3 protein-coding genes and 1 pseudogene are annotated in these 3,275 nt (G+C 68.9%); 1 reads left to right on the top strand and 3 read right to left on the bottom strand.

What is annotated here, in order from left to right; translation table 11 throughout:
- The 3 genes and pseudogenes from ACFWP5_RS52130 to ACFWP5_RS52120 all read right to left on the bottom strand — a co-directional run.
- Positions 1 to 155: pseudogene (locus ACFWP5_RS52130) on the bottom strand (enoyl-CoA hydratase/isomerase family protein); the annotation flags it as partial.
- Positions 156 to 259: 104 nt separating this feature from the next.
- Entirely contained in the window at positions 260 to 1,507 is a 1,248-nt protein-coding gene (locus ACFWP5_RS52125; protein ID WP_384174418.1) for an Ig-like domain-containing protein, read from the bottom strand.
- A gap of 165 nt (positions 1,508 to 1,672) precedes the next feature.
- Positions 1,673 to 2,905 (bottom strand): Ig-like domain-containing protein, encoded by a 1,233-nt coding sequence (locus ACFWP5_RS52120; protein WP_384174415.1) that lies wholly within the window; start codon positions 2,903 to 2,905, stop codon positions 1,673 to 1,675.
- Positions 2,906 to 3,057: 152 nt separating this feature from the next.
- On the opposite strand from ACFWP5_RS52120, the gene ACFWP5_RS52115 reads away from it, so the two are divergent.
- Positions 3,058 to 3,275, top strand: a 218-nt coding sequence (locus tag ACFWP5_RS52115) for a hypothetical protein (protein WP_384174412.1), incomplete at its 3' end; no start/stop codon positions are given.

Genomic DNA, 3,275 nt, shown 5'->3' with positions numbered 1-3,275 from the left:
CCGTACACCACCACCGCCCGCACGTCGTCGCGACGCGTGGCCTCCTCGGCGAGTTCCTTGAGGCGGTCCTGGGTGGCGACGTCCAGCGCGTTCATGGGCGGGCGGTCGAGGCGGATGGTGCCGACGCCCTCGGCGACTTCGAGATTCACGGTCATGTCTGCAGGTTAACGCGCGCTAACGACAACGGGCCCGGTGCTGTGTGTCACAGCACCGGGCCCGCAGGTCAGGTCGAGTCAGCTCGGCTCAACTCACGTAAGGCTTACGCCTTCCACTTGGCCCACGACATGTTCCAGCCGTTGAGCCCGTTGTCCGGCGCCACGGTGTCGTCGTTGGAGTTCTTGACGACCACGACGTCACCGAGGATCGAGTGGTTGAAGAACCACGCGGCCGAAACGGTCTTGCTGTAGCCGCCCTTGACGTCCTGGAGGCCGATGCAGCCGTGGCTGGCGTTGTAGTTGCCGAAGGCGCCGCCGCCCCAGTAGTTGCCGTGGATGAAGGTGCCGGAGTCGGTCAGGCGGGTGGCGTGCGGGACGTCCTTGATGTCGTACTCGCCGCCGTAGCCGACCGTTTCACCGTTCATCCGGGTCACTTCGAGCTTCTGGCTCATGACCATCTGGCCGTTCCAGGTGTCGTAGCCGGGCTTGCCGGTGGTGACCGGGATGGTCCTGATGGTCTTGCCGTCCTGGGTGACCTTCATCGTGTGCTTCTTGGCGTCGACGACGGAGACCTGGTTGCGGCCGATGGTGAACTTGACCGTCTTGGTCTGCTTGCCGTAGACGCCCGAACGGCCTTCGACGCCGTCGAGGTTGAGCTTGACGGTGACCTTGGTGCCGGACTTCCAGTAGGCCTCGGGGCGGAAGTCGAGGCGGTCGTTGCCGAACCAGTGGCCCTCGACGTCGACGGCCGGCTCGGTCGTGATGGTGATGGCCTTCTTCACGTCCTCCGGGTGCGTGATGCCCCTGGTGAAGCGGACGGAGAACGGCATGCCGACGCCGACCGTGGAGCCGTCCTCGGGAGTGAAGTTGCCGATGAAGGTGTTCGCCGGGGTCAGCGTGGTGAAGGTGGAGTCCTCGGCGGCGACCCGGCCCGCGGTGTCCTTGGCGACCGCGTGCACGCTGTACTTGGTGGAGGCGGCGAGATGCGTCGTGGGCGTCCAGCTCGCGCCGCCGCCGGTGATGGCGCCGGAGATCTTGGTGCCGTCGGCGTCCTTGACCTCGACCGCGGTCAACTTGCCCTTCGCGGCGCTGATCTTGAGGGCGCCGCTGGTGTCGACGGACTTCGAGCCGTTCTTGGGCGCGATGGTGACGACCGCCTGCGACTGCTTGGTCTCGGCCGTGTCCGACCCCTTGGCCTTACTGTCGCCCGAGCCGGAGCCGGAGTTCGATCCGCCGCCGCCTCCGCACGCGGTGACGGCGAGCAGCAGCACGCCGAGGATCAGCGCCAGCAGCCCCTTGTTTCTCCGGCCGCGCGCGTCCCCCGACGCGCCCGATATCGGTCGCACGTTCAAGACTTTCTCCCCTCGCCGGGCCTGGTCCGGCCCGCACCCCAGCGCATCTGACGTGCGCATCCGCGCATATTAACCGCCAGGTTTTGAGCTTCATGTCAGGCGAATGTCACCGTTCGGTCGCAACTTCGATCGCCGCCCGACAAAGGCCCCCCGCCCCTTCTCCGGTCACTTGAGGGCACTGCCCGCCTTCCACTCCTTCCAACCCATGTTCCACCCGCCGAGGCCATTGTCCGGAGCGACCTGTTTGTCGTTGCTGTGCACGACCTCGACCACGTCCCCGATGAGGCTCCGGTCGAAGAACCAGCCGGCCGGGGTGTCCGAGCTCCCGCCCTTCACATCGCGCAGGCCCACGCACCCATGGCTGACGTTGACGTGTCCGGGGGCAGTCGGCGCCCAGTAGTTGCCGTGCAGGAAGGTGCCGGAATCGGTGAGCCTCATGGCGTGCGGAACGTCGGGGATGTCGTACTCGCCGCCGAAGCCGACCGTGCGGCTGTTCATGCGGGTCACCTCCAGCATCTCCATGACCACCATTTTCCCGTTGTACGTGGTCTTCCCGGGGGCGCCGGCCGTGATCGGCACGGTGGCCAGCAGGTCGCCGTCGCGCCGCACCTCCATCGTGTGCTGGGCGGCGTCGACCAGGGAGACCTGGCTGCGGCCGACGGTGAAGGAGAACGTCTTGTACTGGAGGCCGTAGACGCCGGGTGCGCCCTCCACGTCCCGCAGGCGCAGGGAGACGGTGACCTGGGTGCCGGGTTTCCAGTAGGTCTCGGGGCGGAAGTCGAGGCGGTCCTTGCCGAACCAGTGCGGGCGGATCTCGACGGCCGGTCTCGCGGTGACGTGGATCGCGCGCTCGACGGCGGCCCGCTTCTCGATGTCCCGGTTGAAGCCCAGGGAGACGATCATCCCGGTGCCGACCGTGGCGCGGTTCTCCGGAGTGACGTAACTGATGAACCGTTCGTCGGGGACGTAGGTCGTGAACGTGGTGTGCCGGGCGGAGCGGCGCCCGTTGCCGTCGAGGGCGACCGCGTCGACGGTGTACTCGGCGGCCAGCGCGAGCCGTCCGTCCTCGGGTTCCCAGCGCAGTCCGTCGTCGGAGATGTGGCCGGGGACCGGGCTGTCCTGGGCGTCCTGCGCCTTGACGACCTGCACCGATTCCAGCCGCCCGCTGGGGACCCGCACCGACAGCCGCCGGCCGGGTTTGACGCCCTTGCTGGCGTCTTCGGGCGAGATCCGGATCACATCCTCGGGCGCCGGTGCCTTGCCGAAGATCTCGCCGATACCGCCCCCGCCCGAGCCGTCCGAAGTACAGCCGGTGGCTCCGGCCAGCAGTCCTGCCCATGTCAGTACGGCGGCCAGTGCGGCCCCCGCGCGCCGCGCGCGCCCTTGTGCATGCCTCACGAGGTACCCAACGAGCGGGCCCGCTCCGGGGAAACGTGAGTGCGACGCACGCTCTGGGCAGAACAGTGGGGAGGACGACATGACAGGCAAGCGCGACCGGGACGCCGCGCGCCCTTCACCTCGTCGTTCCATGAGCCGCAGGAGGCCGGACGGTGTCGAGCGCAGCCGAGCAGGAGGCCGTGCAGGAGGGGCACGTCGACGACGGCGTGCCGATGGAGCGATCCGTCGACGACGCGGCCGTACCGGCGCCACGCGCCGCCCCCGTGCTGAACGGCGCCCCGCACACGGGGCCGCCGGCGCCCGTGTGCCCGCGGACGCCGAAGCCGTTGGGGGCCCGGGTCCGGGTCGGCCCGGACGGGGGGGCGGGCAC

Source organism: Streptomyces sp. NPDC058469, assembly GCF_042721125.1.
Taxonomy (GTDB): Bacteria; Actinomycetota; Actinomycetes; order Streptomycetales; family Streptomycetaceae; genus Streptomyces.
The sequence above is the reverse complement of the archived record's forward strand: the minus strand, read 5'-3'. Positions and strand labels throughout refer to the sequence as shown.